At 31.6% G+C, this 25,251-nt stretch carries 24 protein-coding genes and 1 pseudogene; 18 read left to right on the top strand and 7 right to left on the bottom strand.

The annotated features are described in order from the left end of the window. Nucleotides 1-3: 3 nt before the first annotated feature. Together AC0L4B_RS11920 and AC0L4B_RS11915 are read right to left on the bottom strand one after the other, a co-directional pair. Complete coding sequence (locus tag AC0L4B_RS11920; protein ID WP_473437104.1) at nt 4-522, bottom strand: FAD-dependent oxidoreductase; 519 nt, start codon at nt 520-522, stop codon at nt 4-6. Between the two features lie 22 nt (nt 523-544). Beyond that, nucleotides 545-748 (bottom strand): hypothetical protein, encoded by a 204-nt coding sequence (locus AC0L4B_RS11915; protein ID WP_473437103.1) that lies wholly within the window; start codon nt 746-748, stop codon nt 545-547. Between the two features lie 247 nt (nt 749-995). On the opposite strand from AC0L4B_RS11915, the gene AC0L4B_RS11910 reads away from it, so the two are divergent. Genes AC0L4B_RS11910 through AC0L4B_RS11880 form a run of 7 tightly spaced genes read left to right on the top strand, consistent with a single transcriptional unit; the run spans nt 996 to nt 5,986 of the window. Continuing rightward, nucleotides 996-2,174, top strand: coding sequence for a glycosyltransferase family 4 protein (locus tag AC0L4B_RS11910; protein WP_473437102.1), 1,179 nt, complete (start codon nt 996-998; stop codon nt 2,172-2,174). Beyond that, nucleotides 2,167-3,054, top strand: a complete 888-nt coding sequence (locus AC0L4B_RS11905) for a hypothetical protein (protein WP_473437101.1) — start codon at nt 2,167-2,169, stop codon at nt 3,052-3,054. Before AC0L4B_RS11910 ends, AC0L4B_RS11905 begins: the two co-directional genes overlap by 8 nt. Nucleotides 3,055-3,063: 9 nt before the next feature. Next, nucleotides 3,064-3,489: a hypothetical protein gene (locus AC0L4B_RS11900; RefSeq protein WP_473437100.1), complete on the top strand. Its 426-nt coding sequence runs from the start codon at nt 3,064-3,066 to the stop codon at nt 3,487-3,489. Then, the gene (locus AC0L4B_RS11895; RefSeq protein ID WP_473437099.1) at nt 3,486-4,133 is read left to right on the top strand and encodes a glycosyltransferase family protein; all 648 of its coding nucleotides are present in this window, start codon (nt 3,486-3,488) and stop codon (nt 4,131-4,133) included. Before AC0L4B_RS11900 ends, AC0L4B_RS11895 begins: the two co-directional genes overlap by 4 nt. A 20-nt stretch (nt 4,134-4,153) precedes the next feature. Then, complete coding sequence (locus AC0L4B_RS11890) at nt 4,154-4,600, top strand: glycosyltransferase (protein WP_473437098.1); 447 nt, start codon at nt 4,154-4,156, stop codon at nt 4,598-4,600. A gap of 4 nt (nt 4,601-4,604) precedes the next feature. Continuing rightward, nucleotides 4,605-5,162, top strand: a complete 558-nt coding sequence (locus AC0L4B_RS11885) for a hypothetical protein (RefSeq protein ID WP_473437097.1) — start codon at nt 4,605-4,607, stop codon at nt 5,160-5,162. Further along, nucleotides 5,162-5,986 carry a hypothetical protein gene (locus AC0L4B_RS11880; protein WP_473437096.1) on the top strand — a complete coding sequence of 275 codons (825 nt, stop codon included), beginning with the start codon at nt 5,162-5,164 and terminating at the stop codon, nt 5,984-5,986. Before AC0L4B_RS11885 ends, AC0L4B_RS11880 begins: the two co-directional genes overlap by 1 nt. Before the next feature lie 50 nt (nt 5,987-6,036). On the opposite strand, the gene AC0L4B_RS11875 is transcribed toward AC0L4B_RS11880, so the two are convergent. From AC0L4B_RS11875 to AC0L4B_RS11865, 3 genes are all read right to left on the bottom strand, one after another. After that, nucleotides 6,037-6,465: a PepSY-like domain-containing protein gene (locus AC0L4B_RS11875; RefSeq protein ID WP_473437095.1), complete on the bottom strand. Its 429-nt coding sequence runs from the start codon at nt 6,463-6,465 to the stop codon at nt 6,037-6,039. Nucleotides 6,466-6,472: 7 nt separating this feature from the next. Beyond that, entirely contained in the window at nt 6,473-6,790 is a 318-nt protein-coding gene (locus tag AC0L4B_RS11870) for a hypothetical protein (RefSeq protein WP_473437094.1), read from the bottom strand. A 171-nt stretch (nt 6,791-6,961) separates the two neighbouring features. Next, complete coding sequence (locus AC0L4B_RS11865) at nt 6,962-9,787, bottom strand: M16 family metallopeptidase (protein WP_473437093.1); 2,826 nt, start codon at nt 9,785-9,787, stop codon at nt 6,962-6,964. A 124-nt stretch (nt 9,788-9,911) separates the two neighbouring features. On the opposite strand from AC0L4B_RS11865, the gene hpf reads away from it, so the two are divergent. Then, a complete protein-coding gene (hpf, locus tag AC0L4B_RS11860) occupies nt 9,912-10,214 on the top strand; it encodes a ribosome hibernation-promoting factor, HPF/YfiA family (protein WP_473437092.1) in 303 nt (100 codons plus the stop codon). Between the two features lie 83 nt (nt 10,215-10,297). On the opposite strand, the gene AC0L4B_RS11855 is transcribed toward hpf, so the two are convergent. Together AC0L4B_RS11855 and AC0L4B_RS11850 are read right to left on the bottom strand one after the other, a co-directional pair. Further along, on the bottom strand, nt 10,298-11,416 hold the full coding sequence (locus AC0L4B_RS11855; RefSeq protein WP_473439441.1) for a DEAD/DEAH box helicase: 1,119 nt from the start codon (nt 11,414-11,416) through the stop codon (nt 10,298-10,300). Between the two features lie 87 nt (nt 11,417-11,503). Then, the gene (locus tag AC0L4B_RS11850; RefSeq protein WP_028290032.1) at nt 11,504-13,057 is read right to left on the bottom strand and encodes a DEAD/DEAH box helicase; all 1,554 of its coding nucleotides are present in this window, start codon (nt 13,055-13,057) and stop codon (nt 11,504-11,506) included. Nucleotides 13,058-13,168: 111 nt separating this feature from the next. Here AC0L4B_RS11850 and AC0L4B_RS11845 point away from each other — a divergent pair, with 111 nt between their 5' ends. The 10 genes and pseudogenes from AC0L4B_RS11845 (at nt 13,169) to AC0L4B_RS11800 (ending at nt 25,251) form a co-directional block, all read left to right on the top strand. Continuing rightward, entirely contained in the window at nt 13,169-13,981 is an 813-nt protein-coding gene (locus AC0L4B_RS11845) for a DUF1853 family protein (protein WP_473437091.1), read from the top strand. A 92-nt stretch (nt 13,982-14,073) separates the two neighbouring features. Further along, the gene (locus tag AC0L4B_RS11840) at nt 14,074-15,648 is read left to right on the top strand and encodes a DUF4139 domain-containing protein (RefSeq protein ID WP_473437090.1); all 1,575 of its coding nucleotides are present in this window, start codon (nt 14,074-14,076) and stop codon (nt 15,646-15,648) included. A 419-nt stretch (nt 15,649-16,067) separates the two neighbouring features. After that, nucleotides 16,068-16,562 (top strand): hypothetical protein, encoded by a 495-nt coding sequence (locus AC0L4B_RS11835; protein WP_473437089.1) that lies wholly within the window; start codon nt 16,068-16,070, stop codon nt 16,560-16,562. Then, nucleotides 16,552-17,001, top strand: coding sequence for a hypothetical protein (locus tag AC0L4B_RS11830; protein ID WP_473437088.1), 450 nt, complete (start codon nt 16,552-16,554; stop codon nt 16,999-17,001). Before AC0L4B_RS11835 ends, AC0L4B_RS11830 begins: the two co-directional genes overlap by 11 nt. Nucleotides 17,002-17,116: 115 nt before the next feature. Next, nucleotides 17,117-19,416, top strand: a pseudogene (locus AC0L4B_RS11825) (type IA DNA topoisomerase). Nucleotides 19,417-19,544: 128 nt separating this feature from the next. Further along, a complete protein-coding gene (locus AC0L4B_RS11820; RefSeq protein WP_473437087.1) occupies nt 19,545-20,129 on the top strand; it encodes a pseudouridine synthase in 585 nt (194 codons plus the stop codon). A gap of 150 nt (nt 20,130-20,279) precedes the next feature. Further along, a complete protein-coding gene (locus AC0L4B_RS11815; protein ID WP_473437086.1) occupies nt 20,280-21,452 on the top strand; it encodes a mechanosensitive ion channel family protein in 1,173 nt (390 codons plus the stop codon). 94 nt (nt 21,453-21,546) lie between these two features. After that, nucleotides 21,547-22,233 carry a TetR/AcrR family transcriptional regulator gene (locus AC0L4B_RS11810; protein WP_473437085.1) on the top strand — a complete coding sequence of 229 codons (687 nt, stop codon included), beginning with the start codon at nt 21,547-21,549 and terminating at the stop codon, nt 22,231-22,233. Then, nucleotides 22,226-23,893 (top strand): peptidase domain-containing ABC transporter, encoded by a 1,668-nt coding sequence (locus tag AC0L4B_RS11805; protein WP_473437084.1) that lies wholly within the window; start codon nt 22,226-22,228, stop codon nt 23,891-23,893. The genes AC0L4B_RS11810 and AC0L4B_RS11805 overlap by 8 nt, the downstream gene beginning before the upstream one ends. Before the next feature lie 2 nt (nt 23,894-23,895). Then, on the top strand, nt 23,896-25,251 hold the full coding sequence (locus AC0L4B_RS11800; protein WP_473437083.1) for an HlyD family secretion protein: 1,356 nt from the start codon (nt 23,896-23,898) through the stop codon (nt 25,249-25,251).

Raw genomic sequence — 25,251 nt, 5'->3', positions numbered from 1 at the left:
TTTCTAGAAAGATTCCGCTAAAAAAGGTTTGAAAAAGTCTTTAATAATTCGGTTTGAGAAACCTTTGTCCTTTAAGTATTGTTGAGTTGTAGTCTGTTTAGACTTAAAAATAGTATCTATAGATTTGTTTTTAAGTGCTATATTTAATTTAAGGATTGCTAGCTTATCCTTTAATGACCCAATATTAGATAATATAGTTGGTATTAAAAGTGACCAATCCCTTAAAGGATCGCCAATGGTTTGTGTTTTTCCGTTTTTAAAAATGACAGCTCCAGGTTTAATTTTTTGAAGTTGTAAGTCGTCAAAGTCTAAGTATTGTTTAGCTTTTGTATAAGCTTCTAATAGTACTTGAAAGCCATGATCGAGTTGAAATCCTTGAAAAACATCTGTTTTTACACGACCTCCAACTCGATCACTAGCTTCTATTATTGTAGGACTAAATCCTGCTTTTTCTAGGTTTATGGCTGCAATAAGTCCGCTTATTCCTGCACCTACAATAGTGATTTTTGTATTAGTACTCATTGACTTTATACTAATCTTCCTTTTAAACGTACTTCAATTTTTTCTTTTTTACGGTCAAACGTTTCATGATGTCCATTAATGAACTGTCTTTGTTTTTTTTGTAAATTTCGTTAATGGCTAAAATTAGACGTTTGGCTTCTCTTGAAGCTACTACTCTATCACTTGTTGACATATGATTCATTTTAGCTTTTTCAAATTCTAATGCTTGATTTAATAAAAGTTCCATATTAAGTTTGTTTAATTTTATATAAATATAGTTAAACAAAATAAAGATTTGAAAAATTGCGTTAAAAATTAATATAAATTTAAGAAAACATTAGCATTAGTCCCATGATACTAATTTGCTTAAATCATTCTAGTTTAAACTAATTACAATTAGCATTAGATATAAGCTTTTGGGTTACTTATAAAAATAATGTACAAATTATTTACTGTCATTAAAATTCAGTTTATATTAGTCTTTTAATTATTACATGACACCAAAACCGGAGTATATTTATGTAGCATTTGACGTATTTCCGTCACAAAAAGGAGCTGCAACTCATATTAATCATTGTTTAAAAGCCTTACAACATACTTTTAACACAGGATTGTTAATTTGTTTGGGGACAGATGACATGCCTAGTTTTCAATTTGATCAAGAGCGTCAATTATATGTTTACCGTTGGAAAGACAAAGTGGTTAATTTTTTAGAACGTACAAAAAAGTTTCAAGATGCTATAGCAGAGGTTTTACAACATTCGCTTTGCGATACTATTAAATTAGTTCATTTTAGGGATATTTGGGGAGGATTACCCATTTTACAGCACAAGTCAAGTTACAAAACGGTATTTGAAGTTAATGCTTTCCAGCATATTGAATTGCCTAATCGTTATCCAAACATAAGTAGCACTGTATTAGATAAAATACAATCTATAGAACGTTTTTGTATCATTAATAGTGATACCATAATTACGCCTTCAACTGTTACACAAAGCTTTATAAAACACTATGTAGCACCTGCAGATTTAAAAATTAATGTGGTGCCTAATGGCGTTTCTATCTACACTCCCAAACATATTAAAAATGACTGCCCCAACCCCTCGCCTTTTATTTTATATTTTGGAGCACTACAAAAATGGCAAGGGATTAAAACTTTATTTAAAGCTTTTAATGAGTTGTTGGATTTAAATTTACGTTTACGTATCTGCGCCTCTGTCCCAGAAAAACGTGTTTTACATTATAAAGCTTTAGCCAATACCATTGGAATTGCCCATCGAATAGATTGGTTTTACGAGCTAGATAAACCCACATTAGCTGCACATATACAACAAGCAGAAGTAACCGTTGCTCCGTTAGTAGCGTGTGACCGTAATATTAAACAAGGTTGTCATCCTTTAAAAATTGTTGAATCTATGGCCTATGGAACACCAGTAGTTGCTAGTGATATACCTGTTGTCACAGAAATTATTATCGCTAATACTACAGGTATATTAGTGCCACCCGATAGACCAGAAATTTTAGGTCGTACTATTAGAAAACTATTAGAGTCCCCTAACCTTTTGGAGGCTATTGGTAAGGCAGCATCGTTGGAAATAAAAAATAATTACCTTTGGGAGGCTCAAGAATTAAAAATGACTACTATTTATAAAAATCTATTATCCAATGTTTAATACACAATTAAAAATTGATGGTAAAACGTTTAAAGACACCAAGAAAATTAGTGGTAGGCGACCAACCCGCTATTGGTTGGCCTTTTTGAAATCTTATGTTTTAACTTATAAAGAACAAAAAAACAGAGTGGGGTGCTTAGCAGGACTAGTACCAGTAGTTATACTTGGTAGTCTATATTTATCAGGTGCTAACGAGGACAGCTACATTATTGGATTGTTTTTTTCGGTATTTATAACTGTTATTGTATGGGCTATTTTATCCCATAGTATTAAATTGGCTCATGTCCCTGTAGAAGCGTATCATAGTTTAGCTAGGTTTATAATTTCTGTAAAAGGTGATTTATTAAAGGATCAATTTAGCATGCGCTTAAATGCGAGTTCTATTGAAAAAAATGGAACTCTTTTAGATCCCAACGCTATAGGTATACCTAAAATTGAAAAAACAACTTTTAAACCATACGAGTTAGAGCGTTATAATGCAATTTTCACGTTTAAAGATGGTACTATTTGTACTATTACTTTACATCAAATAGCTTTACGTATCAGAAAAGTTAAGCGAAGCAGAAGTGGTAAAACGAAAATAAAAATTAAACATAAGCATAAGTTTTTTCACTTATTAACATTAAAACTAAATGTTAAAGATTATCAAGTTAATACAGCAGATACAAGCTTAATGCAAACTGACCGTTTTAATATAACTGTTGTAACCAAAGCAGGTTTTCATATTGTTAAAGTTAAAGCTAAAATGAAAATTACTTTACTATCAAACACTTTTAACAAAAAGGATAAGCATAACCCGTCTTTATATACAGATATACTTACGTATTTAAATACCAATGCTATAATAGTTAAAACTAACACTACTAAATTAAAACAATAAATCGTGTCTATGAATTGTCAACAAAAATCTGGTGTATTTTTAAATGTCGAATGTCAAAATTTAAAAGAAGCATCATGCTCTATTTGTCAAAAAGAGGTTTGTAAAACACACTTACATATATGGGTTAACACTTATTATTGTGAAGATTGTTATTGGGAACATTATTTATTAACTGATGACATTAGACCCTCTAGTCAACGTTTAGACACTACAACAGGTAGTTTTGTTTCTAGCTCTAGTACTAATAATGACTCCAATACAGAAGGTTTTGCTGGAGGTTTTGGTGGCGGTGAATTTGGTGGTGGTGGTGCAGCTGGTGAATGGACAGAAGGCGATATGCAGAGTTTAAATGCCACTTCAGGACAACAAGATAATGCTGCCCCATTAGGCGTTGGTACTGATGATACTTTTTTTATAGTTAATACAACTTTATGAGAATTACCTGGTTTACCGAGAATTATCCACCAAATAAAGGCGGTATGTCTAGAAGTTGTGACAGGATTGTATCACACCTAAGACACCACCATACGGTAGATGTGTTTCATTTTACCAATAAATCACCTGCATTTGTAACAGATACTCAGGAGAAAGGGTCTTATACTGCAATTCCAATTTATCAAGATAGCTCTCATACGCTAAACACATTATGGGCTTATATTAAAAATAACACCTTAGCTAGTCAAAGCGATGTTTTTGTTGGATTTGGTAGTCATTTATGCTTAAAAGGAATTACCCTTATCGCTAATTGGATGAGTCAACCCATACTAATTTGTTTTAGAGGTAATGATTTTGATAACGCGATATTCTCACAAAAAAAACAGGACCTGCTCTACTCTATTTCTAACGCATCTGCCATAGCTTGTGTCTCTAAAGAAAAGCAACAGCGCATACAAAGTATGGCGTTAAATGACCACGTGTATTTTACACCAAATAGTATTGATTTTAATCAATGGACTATTTTAAAGTCTGATATCGCTTTAGCGGAAACAATAAAAACCTCATTACAATTAGAGGAAGAAACTAAAGTTATTGGATTAATTGGATTTTTAAAACAAAAAAAGGAATCGATTTTTTTATAAATACACTTAAGAAATCACAATTGGTTACTAAAGTACATCTACATATTGTAGGCGAAATTGAGCCACATATTGAAAGTGAATTGCAACGGTTACAGCTTTCCTTCTCTAAAGTTAGCCCTTTATCACATACCGAATTAATCGCCAATTATTTAATTTGTGACGGTATTGCTATTCCTTCTATTTACGATGGAATGCCTAATGTGATTTTTGAAGCAGCCGCATTAAACAAACCTATAATGGCCTCTAAAGCAGGTGGAATTCCGGATATTTTGGATACTACTACCGCTTATCTGTTTGATGTTTTATCAGAACATTCCCTTTTAACCGCTTTAGCTAGTTTTGATAGAGCTACACCACAACAACTAGCATTAACTAACCAAGCATTATTGGAAAAAATAAACACTCATTTTACAACAACACAAGAAATTGCTAATTATTTAAACCTATTAAATACTATAACAGCCTAATATTATGAAAACTAACACTTCTTATCTAGCTCTATTAACCTTGTTATTTACAATGTTAATATCTTGTAACTCTTCAACTAAATCAACTCCAAATAACTCCACCTCAATTGAGGGTAATACTAGCTCATTGGATGGTAATTACACGTCTAAAATGACTAAATCGGACAAAAAGAAGTTTTATGACTCTGAAGGTCAGGTTGTATATGAGATAAAATATAAATCTGATGGTTTTAAATTGAGAACAGCAGCTTCCGAATTAATTTGGAAAATAAAATTATATGATACCAAAGTGAAAATTAGTGATAACGAAGAGAATTTAAATCCCTTTGAAATTAAATTAACAGAAACGTATGCAGCTAAACTTGTTAAAAATGAAACTGTATTAGCTAGAACAGGTTACGATTTAGAAACTAAAAAACAATCGATTACCTCTACTAATCAATCACAACCTAGCTTTATTGCGACCCCTTATTCGCCTAGTTTATTATTACATTCAATTCCAGAAATTGCAACAGACCAAAAACAAATTTTAATACAAGAGTTACAATCTAAAGGGTATTAATGCACGTATTTTATGTACAAGGAGGTGGTTTAGGGCATATGACCCGAACCGATAAATTAATCCAAACTTTACAATTACCTAGTCACGACGTCTTGATTATAACTCCCTCTATTTTTACATCCTTTTTTAAATTATATAATTGCGTAAATATATCTTGGTCTGATACTCCAAATGTTTGGACCAACCGCATTTTACAAGTCTTAAAAAGTATTACCGTTAGCACTTTTTACGTTGATACTTTTCCATTTGGGATACATTCTGAATTAACGTCAATTTATAAAATATATCCAGATTTAAATTATATTTATGTGGCTCGTCTACTAAAATGGGACACCTATATTAATACAGTTACACCAGTTAAGGGGTTTACATTTTCTAAAACATTAATTTTAGAAACATTATACACTTCACACCAAAAGTGGATTACTAATACTAGTAAACAACAACACCTTTTTAAATTAAATCAAGACCACTTACCTCCTATTAAATTTAGTGAGCAACCTTATATTATGGTTGTACATTCTGGTGGTGAAGCTGATGTTTTAAAACTTATTGCTATTGCTAGAGAAGACAATATTACCGCTATACAAATTATTGTTTTTACACAAGTAACAATAACAACAACATATACAAATGTTACTATAGTAAATCATATCTATCCAGTACAACAGTATTATCAAGCTGCAGTAAAAATTTATACAGGAGCAGGTTTTAATAGTATTAACGAACTTAGAAACTACACAGATAAACATGTTGTTCTGGCTTTTGATAAACTGTATGATGACCAGTTTTTTAGAGTAAAACATAGTAAAATTAATACATAAAAAAAGCCCAACTTAACGTTGGGCTTTTTAAATGCAAATGCTAATACAGTTTATTTAATGATGTCACCATTAGCTCTAAACTCGACATCTTTGTTTTTTCCTTTACGCTTAAACTCGACGTCATAAAATGTACCTTTAGATGCGCTAGTCACGTATTCGATTTCGGTGATGGTTTCCTCTTTATATTTATCTTTAATTACTGCTTTAATAGCTTTAGGTAAATCACCTTTACTAATACTAGATTCGGTTTCTATCCATTGTCCATTAGGACTGAAATCTGCTCTATATTTTTCGCCTTTTTGTTTAAAATGTGCTTCATAATTTCCGTTTGAATCTTTCTCCCAATCCGGATCATTTTCGCCAGGATATTTATTTTCAAAAGCCGATTGTACTGCTTTAGGTGCTTGTGCCTGAATAGTATTACAACTAAACGTTAAGGCTATGATTATAATGTATGGTATGGTTTTTAGATATTTCATGACTTATTTATTTTAATATGTTAATAGATACGACTTCAATTTCGCTATATATATTGTCTTCCGTAGTTTGTTTTAATTTTAAATTAAACGCTTCACCTACGTGTTTGTTTACGTCTAGATCATAGGTTTCTAAAGCTTTACTAGCCTCAATCTCTTCAATAATGATGATATTGTCCGAATGGTCTGTGAAATAGAATAAACGTCCATCAAATCCATCGTAAACTACTTTTTTGGTTACTTCTGCTTTATTTATAGTGTTATGATCTGTGTTTACAGCTATTGTTGACGCAAAAAACAGACTCATTATAATGCTTATTAGTTTCATAATTTATGTTTTTAAAAGGTTAAACTTGTGTCTTTACAAAGATGATAACAACCTGTAGTTTTTATATTACATAATTATGAGCGTGCCTTACATGATTAACATATTAACGTTTTTTAACGCAAAAAGCACAATGATGTCATTGTGCTTTTTGAAAATTAAGTGTATTGGTTGTTAGATTTTATTACCGTATATATCTAATTCTATTACAGGTTTCCCTAATTGTTTAACTTGATCAAACTGTGTTTTTTTATCTCCGACTATTAAATATACCATTTCGGTTTCGTTTAAATATTGATCGATAATGGATTTATAATCCTCTAAAGGCATATTGATTAGCTCCTTTTGATCTTTATCTAGAAAGTCGTCTGTTTTTTGGTATTTACTAATCGCTCTAAGAATACTTAGTTGAGCACCTAAACTTTCATAAGCTCTGGTATTTCCTTTTAATATCTTATTTTTAGTAAGTTCTACTTCCGTATCGGTAAAACTACCTTTATAATCGTTAACCATGTTTTTAATGATTTCTAAGGATTTTAAAGTTGCATTAGCACGTACACTAGTCCTAATAGTAAATGGACTTACAGCTTGACGTGACGCTATACTAGAATAGGCTCCATAGGTATACCCTTTACCAATCCTAAGTGTTTGAAATAAGCGACCACTTGATCCACCACCTAAAATCTCGTTAGCAAACTCTAAGTTGTTGGCATTATCATCGGTTGCAGCCAAAGCTAATTTACCAATATACACAACTGATTGTTTAGCATCAGGTACGTCAACAAAATATAAGTTTCCGGCAGTATTGGTATTAGCAACCTCTTGATTAGGAATTGTTATTTGGTCTCCTGTCCATGCTTTTAAAGGACTTAAAGCTGTTTCGGTTTGCGTTTTATTGATTGCTCCTGCAATATGGAACGTTGCATTTTTAGGTGATAAGTTATTGTAATATGCTTTTAAATCGTCCATAGTGATTGACGCTGTACTTGTTAAGGTCCCAGCTCCATTAATTCCGAAACGGTTGTCTTTACCATAAATTAATTGGTTGTAGACATTAGACGCTATCGCATTTGGATTGGCTTCGCTACCTTTTAATCCGGTCTCCAAGGCTTGTTTTAATCTAGTAAACTCTTTAGTGTCCCAACGTGGTTCTAAAATGATTTCTTTAACCAGTTTAATGGTTTCGTCTAGATTTTTAGTTAAACATGATCCTGTAATATGAAAATCCTCGCTAGCACTATACATATTTATGCTAGCCCCTAATAAACCAATAGCCTCTTCAAGGTCTGCAGCTGTTTTTGTTTTTGTCCCTTGCATCATTAAATCGCTAAATAAATTAGCCACCCCTTCTTTACCTTTAGGGTCTAATAATTGACCACCAGGAATGGTAATGTCAAATTGTACTAAAGGGACTTCGTTATTTTCTATTCCGTAGATAGCTAACCCATTATCTAATTGCCCTTTCCAAATGGCAGGAGATTTAAAAACTGGTAATTTTCCAAAATCAGGTTCGCTTCTATCAAATTTACTTGGTGTTTTTTCATACACAGCCTCCTCACCTTGGCTTACTTCTTCATTAGCAACATCTTGTTTTACCTCTTCAATCCATACCGTTGCTTGTTTGCTATCTGCCACAGCTAAGTCCAATTGACCTTTAGGTACGACACTTGTCATTACAAAGTTTTTACCTTTAATGTATTGGTTATACACACGCATAACATCGTCTGCAGTTACTGCATTGGTTAATTTTGCACGTTGCGTGATAAAACTTGGGTCACCATTAAACTCGTTATCCTGTACTAATTGAAATGCTTTATTTAAAACCGTACTTACCCCTTGGTATAATCCAGTTTCAAGTTCGGCTTTAATACGTTTTAAATCCGCTGTATTTACTCCGTTAGTTTCAAATTTTGTTAATCCAGCATCAATTGCTGCTTTTACTTGGTCTAAATCTGTACCAGCATTAGCACGTACTCTAAATACAAACTCTCCTGCTAATTCACTACTATTTTGGTATGTACCAACGCGAGGCGCTAATTTTTGCTCTTCAACAAGAACATTATATAAAGGCGACTTTTTACTTCCGCTTAACAATTCGCCTAAAATATCTAAAGCATAGCTATCTTGGTGATAGTTTTTAACCGTTGGAAATACCATACGAACTTCAGGAAGCTTAGCAAAGTTGTCTTCAAAATACAATGCTTTAGTGTCTTCTAAAACTACTGGATCAAAATTTTGTTCCTCTACTTCAGGACCACTAGGAATTTCTCCAAACCACTGTTCTACTAATTTTTTAGTATCGTCGATATCAATATCTCCAGCAATTACTAAAGAAGCATTTTTTGCTCCATAGTATTGCTTGTAAAACGCTTTAACATCGTCAATGGTTGCTGCTTGTAAGTCTGGCAACGCTCCGATAACTGTCCAATTATATGGGTGTCCTTCGGGATATAAGTTTTTACGAATGATTTCGTCTGTATACCCATAAGGTGCGTTATCTACACGTTGACGTTTTTCGTTTTTAACAACTTGCTTTTCTCGTTCAAGAGCAGCTTCAGTCACTGTGTTAATCATATAACCAAAACGGTCAGAATCTATCCACATGATTTTTTCAAATGCATCTTTAGGTACGACTTCATAATAAACCGTATAATCGTTAGACGTTCCACCATTACGACTTCCACCCCATTCTGGTATCATTTTACGATTGGCTCCAACTGGTACGTTTTCAGAATCATTAAAAGACATGTGTTCAAAAAAGTGAGCAAATCCTGTTTTACCAGGTTTTTCTCTGTTGGACCCTACGTGCATTAAGGTTGCTACAGCCACAATTGGGTCTGAATGATCTTCATGAAGGATTACTTCCAATCCATTGTCTAAAGTAAATTTTTGGTACTCGATTTTAAAATCGGGAGTTTGTTCTACGGTTGTTGTAGCCTTATCTTTACAAGATATTAACGCTAAAGCACTTAGAACGAAAAGAGATTTAATAGTTCGCATTATATTAGTTTTAATTGATAGTCCCTAAAGGTAATCATTAATTATTTGTATTAAATATTTAATAAAATGTAAGAATTTGATAATGATTTTAAGTATCTTTAAGTATAACTTAAAATTTAAATATATGGATATCAATTTTGAATATGATAAGGTGAAAGCAAGTGAAGATTTAGAAACATTTACTGCTGATAAAATCCAAAAATTGTTTAATAAATACGAATTTATAGTACGAGCAGATGTGTTTTTTAAATTAGAGAATACACATGATGATAAATCTGGAAAAATTGCAGGTATCAGGTTAAGTGCACCAGGACCAAGATTATTTGCTGAAGAAAGCAAAGAAACATTACATAAAAGTGTTAGTGAAGTTGTTACGCAATTAGAGCGTCAATTAGCTAAAAGAAAGGGTAAAATGAAAGCCCATTAATAAACCCTTATCAATAGATAATAAAAAAAGCCTAATCGTTAGATTAGGCTTTTTTTATATTGTAAATAGCTTGTTTAAGCTACTTATACAGTAATTTGTTTCATTTTAATACCTAAGGTTTGTTCGATTTTTTTAAGGTCTTTGTATTCGTTTCCTAAAATTAAAGCAATAGATTCTCCTTTTTTACCAGCACGTGCTGTACGACCACTTCTGTGAGTGTAATACTCTATATGCTCTGGCAGTTGGTGGTGCATGACAAATGCTAAGTCGTTAACATCAATACCTCTAGCAGATACATCTGTAGAAATTAGTAATTGTAAACTAGTATTTTTAAAAGCACGCATTACTTTATCACGTTCTTTTTGTTGCATATCACCTTCTAAGGCACCAACATTAAACCCTTCGGTTTCTAATTGATGTTTTAATGCTTGCGCACCAGCTTTTGTACGTGTAAAAATTATACCACGTTGGTCTTCTCTATCCTCTAATAATCGCATTACAGTAGACGATTTTTCATGTAATGAGGTTTCGACAAAAAAGTGAGTGATATTTTGGTTAACAATACTAGTTCTATCAATTTCTAATCTAATCGCTTCATCTGCAATGTAACGTTTTACAATTGCTTTTAAATCGTCTGACATGGTTGCACTAAATAACCACGTGTTTTTTGGACCAGTTACACCACTTAAAATAGTTGTTAAATCGTTTTTAAATCCCATGCTTAGCATCTCGTCTGCTTCGTCTAAAACAATGGTTTTTACATCAGAAAGATTAACTGCTCCACGGTTAATTAAATCGACTAATCGACCAGGAGTTGCAATAATTATATGTGTTGTTCTGGCTACGTTTTTAAGCTGAATATCTATTTTTTCTCCTCCATAAACACCTTCTAAAAATATTTTAGAGTTGTTATACTTGGTAAATTTAAATAACTGTTTTTTTATTTGCTGTACTAACTCTCTAGTTGGTGCAATAATTAACGCCTGAACTGCATCTTTTTTAGAATTGACTTTATGCAGTAACGGTAAACCAAATGCAGCTGTTTTACCAGTACCTGTTTGCGCTAAACCAATAAAATCGGTAGTCTTTTTAAGCAATGTAGGTATGGCTTGTTCTTGAATTTGAGTTGGGGTTTTAATACCCACTTCTTTTAACGATTTAACGTAATTTTTATCTAAGCCAAGGTCTCTAAACGTCATAATTTTAGTAATTAGTCAATAGTTATTTTAATGTATTACAAAAGTAGCAACTGCAAACTGCGACTGGATACTAGTACTGGTTTTATAATTTTATTCTTCTGGAGGAAAACCATTAATTTCTTCAAAAATCTCGTCAAAATTAGTTCTTAAATACGAATTCAATTTTTTACGATAATCTTCTTTCAGCCACTCCACAAAATTGTGTGTACTTTTACTGATACATTTAGTATAACGAGAGATACGGTAATCTATATCGTCTCCTAATAACTTAGCTAAAGCTAAAGCATCCCAAAGATCTTCACTATTTTCTGTACAAATGTGTGCATGGTGTTGTATAGAACGTTCTAGAACAACTTTAGAGCTTTCTCCAGCTCTAATACTATCTATATAACATTTTTTGATATCAAAATAGACTTGTTCAGACTTTTTAAACTGTTCACGTAAGTCTTCAGGCATTTCATACCTAAAGTTATTTTCAAGTTCTTCATCACTTAAAATTCCATCTAAGTAATAATTAGGAGAACGGAAAATTTTATGCCAATCAAGGTCACTTCCCCAAGGCCCAAAACGGTGTAAGTTGTTACCTAAATCAATTACAGTAAATCCGCTTTTATCTTTTAAGATACGTGATCCACGACCAATCATTTGGTAGTATAGTGTTAAAGATTTTGTTGCTCTGTTAAGCATGATACACTCTACTGTAGGCTCATCAAAACCTGTTGTTAAGATACTTACAGAGGTTAAAATAGCATCAGGCGTTTCTTTAAACCATCTTAGGATTTCTTTACGCTCTTTTTTAGTATTGTTATTATCTAGGTGTGCAACAGGATAACCTGCTCTTCTAAAGGTATCATACACATGTAATGATGTGTTAATACCGTTGTTAAAGATTAGCGTCTTTTTACCTTTACAACGTTCTTCATAAGCTTGAATAAGCTTAGTTAACATGTCCGTATTGGTGTATAAATCTTCAGATGATTTAACGGTATAATCTCCGTTAGCACCAACTACTAATGAGGTTAAACCTACATTGTAACTATACACTTCAGCACGTGCTAAAAATTCGTTTTCAATTAAGGATTGAATCGTTTCACCAACAATAAGCTCGTTATAATTATCCTTCATTGGAAGGTTAATATTACTACTTAAAGGCGTTGCTGTTACCCCAAGAATAAATGATTTTTCAAAAAACTTAAAAAGCTTAGTAAAACTGTTGTAGTGCGCCTCATCAATAATAACCAAACCAATGTCAGAAATGTCTAGTTTATTATCGTTTAATCTGTTGTTAAGCGTCTCTACCATTGCCACGAAACAATTAAACTCGTGCTGATCTGACAAATCTGCTTTACTATCTACAATCTTGTTAGACACGCCAAACTCTGATAACATTCTAGATGTTTGTTTACAAAGCTCAATACGGTGTGTCATTACTAACACTTGCTTTTTGTGTGTTTTTAAATATTGTCTTACAATTTCAGAGAAAATCACCGTTTTACCACCTCCTGTTGGTAGTTGGTATAATAAATGGTAATCTTCTGGAGCTTCTTCAAAACATTTAAAAATCTTGTCAATAGCACCTTTTTGGTAACTATAAAGACTTTTTCCTTCTTTGCGTTCTTGTAATTCTATAGTTTTCACAGACATTAATTAATAGTAGTTTTTTAAATTTTGAGATGTGCAAAAATACAACGAATTAAAGGGTTATGACAAATAATCTGCAAAAAAAATTATAATGTCTATTTTTACAATTATAATATGACACAAAACAGTACACCAATTCAAGCTCAGTTTTCGGGATTTTTCAATACTCCGCATTTATTTAACAGTTCAATTAATACTATGCAAGTATTTACAAGACAGCTTGATAACGCTTTTGTTTTTAATAAAGAGATTAAAAAAAATATCCGTCTTGGATTACTTGTAGAACACTTTGTTTTTGAAGAACTTGATCGTTTTGAGTCTACTACTATTTTAGCAAAAAATATTCAAATACAGGAAAATTCCAACTTAACTATTGGTGAATTAGACTGTTTGTACAAGTATAAAACGCAAGTTTATCATTTAGAAATTCAGTTTAAATTTTATCTATATGATACTTCTTTAGGTCTAAAAGAGATTGACCAACTTATTGGTCCTATGCGTCGTGATAGTTTAATTGAAAAATTAGAAAAACTAAAAAACAAACAACTTCCGTTATTACACAAACCTGTTACTAAACCCTATTTAAATAACTTAAAACTTGATTCTGAAAATATAAAACAACAGATCTATTTTAAAGCACAACTTTTTATCCCATATGGACAAAATATTACGTTTAAAACACTAAATAACGCTTGTGTTTATGGTTTTTATTTTAATTATAACCAATTGGACACCTTTAAAACCTGTAAGTTTTATATTCCTAGAAAAATAGATTGGTTAGTAGATGTTCATACAAACGTAGACTGGCAGAGTTACACTAAAGTTAAACCAAAATTAGAGGTCTATCAATCTGAACAATACGCACCTATGTTGTGGCTAAAATTCCCTAATGGACATATAACAAAATGTTTTGTTGTAGCTCACTAATCAAAACCACAACTTCCCTCAATCATAAGTTTGGTTTACTCATTGTTGCTTTTCATTTCATCTTATTATTATAACTTCGTAAAAAAATATATATGAACAAACTATTTAGTCTACTTCTACTCTTCACCAGTATTACTGTATTTTCTCAAACAGCAATTGATTCTAAAATCAAAGCTGTAAAAGTCTTTAAAAGTAATGCTGAAATTACAAGAGAAGCCACATTTATAACAAAAACTGGATCGCAAGAAATTGTATTAACAGGTGTTTCTACATCTATAAACCCATCTAGTTTACAAGTACAATTTAACAACTCTAATACTATATTGGTATCTGCTAAATATGAAAACAACTACCTGGTTTCTAATGTCAATAATAAAGATATTGAAACTTTAAAAGAGCAATTAGAATTGTTAAATGATGATTTAATTTTATTGTCACACCAACGTAATAGTTTGTTGGGTATCGAGCAAATACTTAATAAAAATCAAGATTTAGGAGGTGCTAATTCTAGTTTTACACCACAACAGGTTATAGAATTAAGTGACATTTATCAAACTAAATACTTAGAGATAAAAAAGAAATTAACAGCATTGGACAAAAAAGAAAAACCTATCAAAGAAAAAGTTACAAAGCTTAACCAGCAATTAAACGAGCTTAATGCTAAATTTAATAAACCCAGCGGAAACATTGTATTACAAATAGATTCAAAAAAAGCTGGAAACATTGTTATTGATTGTAAATATGTGGTTGGTAATGTAGGTTGGAAACCGATATACGATCTAAGATCAAAAAGTATTACGGAAGATGTAGAGCTAACGTATAAAGCTGCAATATATCAAAACACAGGGTTAGATTGGAATGAAGTAGACTTAACGATTAGCACTGGTAATCCGTCACAAAATAACAATAGACCTATTTTAGGTCCATTATACGCTAACATATATCAGCAGGAATTAGAAAGGCTTCAAGAAGTTGAATTTGAAGAAGTTTCTGTAAGTAATATGGCCTATACACAAGATGCTAGATATAATAATCCATCAAGCATATCAGAAAACCAATTAACAGTAGACTTTGATATTTTAACAAAACGCTCAATTACAAGTGATGGTAAAGAAAACGTAGTGGCTTTACAATCCTTTAATTTAAAAACAGACTATATTTATCACACTGTTCCAAAGTTAGATAGAGGTGCTTTTTTACTAGCTAAAATAACAGATTGGAGTCAATACAATTTAGTAGCAGGACAAGCTAATATCTTTTTTGAAGGCGCTTTTGTTGGTAAATCTCATATTAATCCGGAAGTCACTGCAAAAGAATTATTTATATCTATGGGACGCGATAACAGTATTGTGGTAGAACGTATTCCTATAAAAAAATACACGTCATCTAAATTTATTGGTAGCAATAAAAAAGAAACGTTTGGTTATGAGATTGTTGTTAAAAACAAAAAAGCGACACCAATTAAAATTGAAATTTTGGATCAAATCCCTGTATCGCAAAACAAAGATGTATTAGTCACTTTAGATAACAAAGGTAATGCCGATTACACAGAAAACATTGGTAAACTGTTATGGACTATGGATTTAAAACCTAGAGAAACAATTATTGAAACCTTTAGATATACAGTTAAATACCCAAAAAACCAGAGTGTTTATGGGTTAAAATAAATCTACTTTAAATTTTAAAAAAATAAAAGGTAATCCGTATTTAGGATTACCTTTTTTGCTTATTACTATTATACTTTATTATAAAAACTCTAACGTGACTTAAAATGAATCTGAAAGAACCTTAGAATTTTAAAAGTAAATTAGCATATATAAGAATCATATTAATTATATTGAAAGTTAAGAACCGTTTGACTTTATTCTTTTTTTAGTAAAACATGGTTATTCATTAATATAAAAACACGACATAAGCTTTATAATCCTTTGGTTATACCTTAAAAAATGCCTGTGTTTTCCAAAATAATACTAGTTTTGTGTCACGCAAAAATTAATACGCTATAACTTTTTTAAGTGAACACACATAAAAATATCCGACGTTTTACTGTTATCCTGCTTTTAATAATTCAATCCTTTTTTTGGCAATGATTATAAAAGAGCATTATGCAAATCATAATTTTATGATTGTAGTGGCTATAGTAGCTATTATTCTAGCTATTTATTTTGCCTATCGCTATTTAGATTTACATCATGAAACCTATGAATATGAGCGTTTATCTGTAGCAATTTGGGTACCCATTGGAGCTGTTTTATGTTATGTCTTAAATATTATATTTGGTTTAGGTAGCGTCTTAGCTGCTGGTATTATTGGTGTTTTAGCCTCATTTATACCACAGCTTAATAGTCAATCTAATTATCTAAAACAATTACCGACAGTTATATATTGTGGTGCTTTTGTTGGTATGTCAAGTGCACAAATCACACCTTCCATTGGTTTTGTAATTGCTGCAGGTATCATTACTGGGTTATTATATATGCTATCTAAAAATCTGTTTTTAGGTATTGGTGGTAAGCTTGGTGCTTTAGCTTTTGCAGGCGTTATTATTGTAACATTAATACATTGGTTATATGTTTATTAACAGTATTATCATTATTATTACTAGTATAATAGGTGCCACACTTACATTTTATGTTAGTGAGTCTTTAAACCAAGGTGCTGTTAGAGCCTCATCCTTATTAGCTTTAATTGTTGGCTTGTTTTTTTATGTTTTTCCAGACGTTTTAAATGTGTATTTAACCAAAAGCATTCCTGTAGTTTTTATTGGAGCAACATTTATAGGTATGGCATCACCTAAAGGTCGCAACAATTATCTTTTATTAGTAGTTGCAGGTGTTTTATTTAGTCTTGTTTACATCAATAAAAGTCGTTTTTTTAATGGTTATGGTGGTGCTTTAGGGACTTTAGCCTTTATAGCTTTATTATCTTCACTTGTTTTAAATCATGTTTTTTCAAGTCGTGGTTCAGTCATAAAACACTTACAAAACATTAAAAATAAAGTGTTTAAAAACAAAACATAGCTTTTACAGCTTTGCATCACTATCTATTTTAGAATCTAGTTAATAACTACTGAGAAAACCCTTTTATTAATTTAAGTAATTGATTTACTTTGCAAGTCTAAATTTTTATAAGCTTTTGAAAGTCTGTATTGCCGAAAAACCCAGTGTTGCTAGAGAAATAGCCCAAGTATTAGGAGCCAAAACTAAACGTGATGGTTTCTTTGAAGGCAATGGTTATGCAGTAACTTACACTTTTGGTCACCTTTGCACTTTAAAAGAACCAAACGATTATAAACCGTATTGGAAAAGTTGGGATTTAAACAACTTACCTATGCTACCTGATAAGTTTGAAACCAAAGTCACCAAAGATTCTGGGATTCAAAAACAATTTAAAATAGTAAAAAGTCTATTTGATAGAGCAGATGTTGTTATAAATTGTGGTGATGCAGGAACAGAAGGAGAATTAATACAACGTTGGGTTTTAGACCAAGCCAATTATAAAGGTGAAGTCCAACGTTTATGGATTAGCTCCTTAACAACCGAAGCTATAAAAGAAGGTTTTGAAAAATTAGAACCAAGTAAAAAATACGATAACCTATATTACGCTGGATTTTCTAGGGCTATTGGTGACTGGCTTTTGGGCATGAATGCGACGCGTTTGTACACAGTAAAACATGGTGGTTACAAACAAGTTTTAAGTGTTGGTCGTGTGCAAACACCAACCTTAGCCATGGTTGTCAACCGTTGGAAAGAAATAGAAAACTTTAAACCACAACCCTATTGGGAACTACAAACCTTGTATCGTGATACTTTATTTAGTTATGAAGAGGGACGGTTTTTAAAAATGGAAGATGGCGAAAAACTAGCTAATATTGTTAAAGCTCATGATTTTGAAATTGTATCTATTACCAAAAAGAAAGGTAATGAATACGCTCCTAAATTATTTGACTTAACAGGACTACAGGTATATTGTAATACCAAATTTGGATTTTCGGCAGACGAAACTTTAAAAATAGTACAGAAGTTATATGAAATGAAAGTTGTGACTTATCCCAGAGTTGATACTACATTTTTACCTAATGATATTTACCCAAAAGTTCCAGGTATTTTAAAAAACCTGACACAATATGCTAGTTTAACAGCACCTGTTTTAGCTAAAAAAATCAAGAAGTCTAAAAAAGTTTTTGATGATGCTAAAGTTACAGATCACCATGCTATTATCCCGACTGGTGTACAAAGTAACCTACAGTACAATCAGCAACAAGTCTATGATATTATTACTAGACGATTTATAGCTGTTTTTTATGACGACTGTAAGGTCTCAAACACCACAGTTATAGGTAAAGCCGAAAGCGTCAATTTTAAAACTACAGGAAAAGAAATTTTAGATAAAGGTTGGCGAGTTGTATTTGAAACTAAAGACAGTCCAACACGAGAAGCTGGTACCTTACCTGCTTTTGTTAAAGGCGAAAAAGGACCACACACACCTAGTTTTCTAGAAAAGCAAACCAAACCACCTAATCAGTATACTGAAGCCTCTCTCCTACGTGCTATGGAAACCGCAGGAAAACAAGTTGATGATGATGAGTTACGTGATTTAATGAAAGAAAATGGTATTGGTAGACCATCTACAAGAGCCAATATTATTGAAACCCTTTTTAGACGTAAATACATTAAACGTAATAAAAAACAGGTATTACCAACAGTTACAGGTATTCAGTTGATAGATATTATAAAAAATGACCTACTTAAATCTGCTGAGTTAACTGGTCTTTGGGAAAAGCAACTAAAAGATATTGAAAAAGGCGAATATTCTGCTTCAGCGTTTATAAACAACATGAAAAGAATGGTAGATCAATTGGTCTATGAAGTACGTACCGAAAAAGTGGAAGCCAAAATTAGCTACACCAATAATAAAACAGGTAAAGCCAAAACTAAAAAGACCAAAGCAACTACAAAAGGTATTGTTGGTAAAGCCTGTCCAAAATGTAAAACTGGACAAATTTTAAAAGGAAAATCTGCCTATGGCTGTAGTGCTTATGGTAAGACTTGTGACTTTGTCTTACCGTTTGATTATGGTGGAAAAAAATATCAGAAAACCAGTACAAACGTTTGCTAGATAAAGGTTCTACTGTAAACTTGAAAGGGTTTAAAATTGAAGGTGCTTCAGTTGAAGGTTTACTTAGATTTGATAATGATTTTAAATTAAAACTAGAACCAAAGCATAAAAAAGCATCTCAAACTACCGCTAAAGCAGACGACAACATTTGCCCTAAATGTAAACAAGGCACCATTATTAAAGGAAAAACAGCTTATGGTTGTAGTGCTTACAAAACAGGTTGCGACTTTAGATTTAGCTATGATTTAATACGTGAAAAAGCTAATGGACAACCCTTAACTAAAGCTTTAGTATTTGAGATTTTAAACAGGAATTAGACCGCTTTTCAATACAAATATTAGCGATTTTTATTCGAAATAACCTTGATCTGTTCACTTTATTCTTGTTGGAATAATTTTGAGAGCTGAAAAAAACTATAATTAGAATTCATAATACAAGCCATACATTGGAAAACCACAAACACTTTAAAATCTATAAGCCTTACAAAATGTTGAGTCAGTTTTCTAGCAATGCTAAAAAAGAACAACGTAAACGTTTTTTAAGAGAGTTAGGTGATTTTCCTGAAGGTACTATGCCTATTGGACGTTTAGACGAAAAAAGTGAAGGTTTGCTGTTGCTAACTACTGACGGAAAATTAAGCGATTATGTTAACCAATCTGGTATTGAAAAAGAATACTATGCTTTGGTGGATGGCAATATTTCCGCGAAAGCGATACAAAACTTATGCGATGGTGTTGAAATTGGTTTTAATGGTAAGAAATATCAAACCAAACCCTGTACTGTTTTTAAATTAGAAAACACACCAATATTACCAAAACGATCTCAAAAAATAAGAGATGCAAGACATGGTCCTACAACATGGATTTCGGTAACGATAACAGAAGGTAAGTTTAGGCAAGTACGCAAAATGACAAGTGCTGTTGGTTGTCCAACCTTAAGATTAGTACGTGTTAGAATTGGAAATATCATGCTTGACAACTTACAACCAGGAGCAATTTCACCCATAGATAATCCAAACCAGTTACTTTAACGTATCTTTAGTTTTTATTACTATTGTAATCGTTTTAAACCCTTTACTTTTGTAGCATAATTACACTTTACAAATGATTAAATACGCACATTTTTTTACGACCATTTTAGAGATTTAGGCCTTACAGCTATTACCTCAAAATACTTAAACATGACAGTTTTACTTATTTTGGTTGCGTTGTTTATTTTTTTGATAGATGTCTTAGTTAGAAAGGTTTTACGCTTAATATCTGCAAGAATTGCCTCTAGGACCAAATCTAATTTTGATGATTTATTAATTTCAAACCGTGTCCCAAGAAATGTGGCACACATACCTGCGTTATACATTGCTTTAAAAAGTATCCCTATTGTATTTAAAGATTTTAATAATCTACATTTACTTTTTCAAAAAACCATACAAATAGCTGGTATTATTTTAGGATTATGGATTGCAAGAAGCTTATTAAATACTTTAAAAAACTATTTTAAAACTTTACCAAGATTTAGAGATAAACCAATAGATAGTTACATCCAAGTTTTTATGATTTTTGCTTGGTTTTTTGGAGTTGTTATGGCTTTGGGTGTTATTGTTGGTGGAGATTCTTTATGGAAGTTTTTAACAGGTTTTGGTGCTGCAACTGCTATTATTTTATTGATTTTTAAGGATACCATTTTAGGTTTTGTAGCAAGTATACAAGTCTCTATTAACGACATGGTACGTATTGGAGATTGGATTACGTTTGAAAAATTTGGTGCAGATGGTGATGTTATTGAAATTAATTTAGCGACTGTAAAAGTCCAAAACTTTGATAATACAATTACAACTATACCAACGTATGCGTTGATTTCTGACTCGTTTAAAAACTGGAGAGGAATGACCAATTCTGATGGTAGACGTATTAAACGACACATTTTAATTAAGCAAACCAGTATTAAATATTTAAATGAAGAAGATATTGAAAGGTTAAAAAATATTGAAATTATATCGACCTATTTAAACACCATGCAAGATAAAATCAACAATTTTAATCAGTCACACTCCATTGACAAATCTGTTTTAATTAATGGACGTAATCTAACAAACATAGGTGTTTTTCGTAAATTTATACAAACCTATCTGCAACAACATTCTGCTATAAATGATAACATGTTGTTAATGGCTAGACAACTACAACCTACTGCACAAGGTATACCTTTAGAGATCTATTGTTTTAGTAAAGACAAACGTTGGGAAAGCTATGAGTATGTTATGAGTGATTTATTTGATCACTTTTTAGCTGCAGTTCCTTATTTTGATCTTGAGTTGTTTGAATTACCAAACGATACATCTTTCATAAAGTCTTAAAACACCTTAAAAATCAATAGATAAGTTAATGAATAGTTAATTTGGTTTCATTTGTGATAGTATTACTATTATATTTGCATTCAAAGTAATTATTATGGATTCATTTTTATCTAATTTAAAAATAAACATAAACGAAAAGATCTATTTAAAAGATCCCGAATCGTCAGCTCTAGGTAAACGTATAGTAGAAAACAGTATATTATTAATTGATGCTATAGGTTTTGATGCATTTACATTTAAAAAATTAGGGGTAAAAATCGGCTCTAATGAAAGCAGTATATATCGTTATTTTGAAAGTAAACATAAATTACTTATCTACTTAACGTCATGGTATTGGACCTGGTTAGAATATCATTTAGTGTTTTCTACTAACAATATTCAAAACGATATAGACAAAATTGACAAAGCCATTACTATATTAACCAGAACAACAACGATAGATTCTACTTTTTCTCATATTAACGAGGTGGTTTTAAAACGTATAGTTATTAATGAGTATTCAAAATCATACCTAACTAAGGAGGTTGACAACGAGAATAAAGATGGTTATTTTATGGTTTATAAACGCCTTGTAAAACGTTTACATGACATGATATTATCAATTGATGTTAATTATAAATACGCCTTTAGTCTAGCTAGTACAGTAATTGATGGCGCTTTACATCAACATTTTTTAAAAGATCATTTTACATCAATATCAGATTTAAAATCAGAAGAGGCACCAACAAATTATTTTAAAGATTTAGTTTTTAAAAGTTTAAACATAACAACAGATGAGTAAAAAAATACTAACTGCATGGCAACGCTTTATAAGTTTATTAAAATTAGATCGCAAAGATATAAAACAGGTGTTTTTTTACGCCATTTTTGCAGGATTAGTTAATTTATCCCTACCACTAGGGATTCAAGCCATAATTAACTTATTAACAGCAGCGCAAGTAAGCACCTCTTGGATTGTACTTGTGATATTAGTGACAATAGGTGTAGTTTTTGTTGGTGTATTGCAACTAATGCAAATTAGAATTATAGAAAATATACAACAAAAAATATTTACTCGAGCCTCTTTTGAATTTGCTTACCGTTTTCCTAAAATGAAAATGAGCGAATTAAATGGTTATTATCCACCAGAATTGGCTAATCGATTTTTTGATACTGTTAATGTACAAAAAGGAATTGCTAAAGTTTTAATAGATTTTCCTGCAGCTGTGTTACAAATTGTATTTGGATTAATTTTACTTTCATTCTACCATTCGTTTTTTATAATTTATGGTGCATTATTAATCATACTTATTTATGTTGTTTTTAAATTTACTGCTGAGAAAGGCTTAAAAACAAGTATTGACGAGTCAAATCATAAATATAGGGTTGCACATTGGATACAAGAAATTGCTCGCTCTGTAATTAGCTTTAAGTTATCAGGTAAAACTAGTTTAGCTTTAAACAAAAACGATAAATTAGTAACTGATTATCTTGAAGCAAGAGAAGGACATTTTAAAATTCTAGTTACACAGTTTATTCAATTAATTGGTTTTAAAGTCCTTGTAACTGCCGGTTTATTAATAATTGGAGGGGCTTTGGTATTAAACCAACAAATGAATATTGGGCAATTTGTAGCTGCTGAAATTATTATTCTTTTAGTCATTACATCTGTAGAAAAACTAATTTTAGGGTTAGAAACATTTTATGATGTACTAACTTCTATTGAAAAATTGGGTAAAGTTGTAGATAAGGAACTTGAACCTTATGATGGCGAGTGTTTAGATGATGATGATACTGATTTTAATGTCGAATTAGATAAAGTATCACTATTAGTACATGATCGCGCTCAACCAATTTTAAAAGACGTGTCTTTAAAAATAAAAAATAACGATCGTATTTTAATTCAAGGAAAAAGTGGCTCAGGAAAATCTAGCTTACTTAAAATCATAGCAGGAATTACTTGCCCAACAAATGGTCGTATTTATATTAACGATAAAAATTTAACTAGCATCAATATTAATAGTTATCGTGCAAATATTGGTCAGATTTTAACAGAAGAATCTCCTTTTGAAGGTACTTTAAGAGAAAATATCACTTTTGGAAGTACAGATATTACCAACAAACAATTGGACTGGGTTATAAAAAGCATTGGATTAAGAGAGGCTATTAAGCAAATGCCGGAAGGCTTAAATACTATGATTTATCCAGAAGGAAAAGGAATATCTTTTACAGTCTCCAAAAAAATAATGTTAGCTAGGAGTATTATTAAGCAGCCAAAACTATTAATGTTAAAAGAACCTTTAGATCAATTTGAGACTAATGAAGCTAACCAATTGATGGATTTTTTAAGCGCACCAGAGCACCCATGGACATTGGTTATTGTTAGTCAAAATAACTTGTGGAAATCAAAATTAAAAACAGTAATCACCTTAGATAATGGTCAAATAATTAACACCAAGTAATTATGTTGAATATTTCAAAAAACAGTGTAAGTAATAGAGCGGATATTAGTAAGTTTAGCTCTGTTCAAAAAGCGTTTAATAAAAACCATTACAAACAATTTAATCGGTTGTTAATAATTTCTGGTATTATTGGTGTTGTGGTGCTATTTTTACCATGGACACAAAATATTACAGCTTCAGGATTAGTTACAACTTTAACCCCAGATCAGCGTCCGCAAACCATCCAATCACCTATTCCAGGACGTATAGAAAAATGGTTTGTACGCGAAGGTGATTTTGTAAAAAAAGGCGATACTATTTTGTTTATTTCAGAAATCAAAAATGATTATTTCGACCCAAATTTAGTTGAAAGAACTGGGCAACAAATTAAAGCAAAAACTTCGTCTGTTCAATCCTACAGTGGAAAAGTAAAAGCATTAAACAATCAAATTGCAGCATTAAGTAATGAGCGTGGTCTAAAATTAAAGCAAGCCGAAAATAAATTACTACAATCCAAACTTAAAGCCAAAAGTGATAGTATAGATTTTGAAGCTGCTAAAACCAATCTAAACATTGCAGAAACACAATTAAATCGTACTCAGCAATTACAATCAGAAGGCTTAAAAGCTGTGACTGAAGTCGAAGAAAAGCGTCTTAAACTTCAAGAAACTCAAGCTAAATTGATTTCTCAGGAAAATAAATACTTAGCCTCTCAGAATCAAATTATTAATGCTAAAGTCGAATTAAATAGAATCAGTGCTGAGTATTCTGACAAAATTTCAAAAGCACAGAGTGATCGTTTTACAGCAGAATCCAATGGTTTTGATGCTGAAGCACAAGTCACAAAATTGGAAAACGATTTTACCAACTATTCTATGCGTAATGACATGTATTACATCAAAGCACCACAAGATGGTTACATCAATCGTGCAATAAAAGCAGGAATTGGAGAAACATTTAAAGAAGGCGAGCAACTAGTAGGAATAATGCCTGCAACTTACGACATTGCTATCGAAACCTTTATTGCTCCAATAGATTTACCACTAGTACATGTTGGCGAAGAATTTAGAGTCCAGTTTGATGGTTGGCCTGCTATTATTTTTAGTGGTTGGCCAAATGTATCTTATGGTACTTACGCAGCAAAAGTGGTTGCAATCGAGCAATTTATTAGTCCAAACGGAAAATTTAGAGTGCTACTTTCACCTGTACAAAAAGCACACAAGTGGCCAACAGCAGTACGTGTAGGTTCTGGAGCTAAAACGATGGCCTTATTAGAAGATGTACCAATTTGGTATGAGTTATGGAGACAATTAAATGGTTTTCCGCCTAATTACTATCAGCCAGCCAGCAATACCTCAACTAAAGCAGATAAAAAATAA

The sequence above is a fragment of the Olleya sp. NP1-10 genome, from assembly GCF_055804415.1.
Note: the sequence above shows the minus strand (reverse complement) of the source record. Positions and strands in the feature narration are given on the sequence as shown.